Raw genomic sequence first — 891 nt, forward strand, 5'->3', positions numbered from 1 at the left:
CGACGAAGCGCGACGCCGTGAGGCCGGGTCGCCCCAGGTAGCCCCTGGCGAGCTGTCCTCCCTCGAGGTACAGCTCTCCCCTGGTGCCCGGGGCGACGGGACGCAGCCAGGCATCCCGCACCACGGCTCGCGCGCCGGGCACCGGCGTGCCGATCAGCGGTTCCGTGCTCTCCGCCACGACGGCGCCAAGCGCATCGACCGTCGCCTCGGTGGGTCCGTAGAGGTTGAGGGTCCTGGTCGTGGCCGACCGCTCACGCAGCGCCGACCAGAGCGCAGTGCTGACCGCCTCGCCGCCCAGCAGCACTTCAGGAAGCGGCCGAGCTCCGTCGAACAGCCCCTCCTCGACCAGCTGCTCCGCCAGCACGGGAGCGACGTCGATGACGTCCGCCGCGCACGCTCGGGCGGTGAACAGGGCGGGGTCCCGACGCTCCTCGTCGTCGAGGAGGATCAGCTCGTGCCCGGCGAACAGCCAGTGGAGCTGGATGAGCGAGGTGTCGAATGCGAAGGATGCGGAGTGCACCGCGACGATCCGGTCCCTCCCCTCCTCAGCCGTCATCCGCGCGACGAGTTCGGCATGACGCCCCGAACGCAGACCCTCGAAGTGGGTGTCGAGGGCGTCTCTGGTCAGCACCACGCCCTTCGGTCGTCCGGTGGACCCTGAGGTGAAGATCACGTAGGCCGCCGCGGCGCCCGGTACCGACCGCGGCGCGAGCGTCACCGGCGAGATGTCCGCCGGGTCGACGACAGCGATGTCCGCTTCCGCGGCGAGCTCCGCCGCCGTGCTCCCCCGCGGGGCGAGCACGAGAGTCGGGCATGCTTCGGCGAACACCTCGCGCACGCGCTCGCGTGGGGAGGACTCGTCGATCGGGAGGTATGCGGAACCGGCAGCCA

The 891-nt window shown here is 71.7% G+C and carries 1 protein-coding gene; it reads right to left on the bottom strand.

The annotated features are described in order from the left end of the window. Positions 1–891: AMP-binding protein (locus DSP71_RS08280; protein WP_147251243.1), on the bottom strand; the 891-nt coding region annotated here is incomplete at both ends.

The sequence above is a fragment of the Microbacterium sp. H6 genome (assembly GCF_003314775.1).
GTDB lineage: Bacteria > Actinomycetota > Actinomycetes > Actinomycetales > Microbacteriaceae > Microbacterium > Microbacterium oxydans.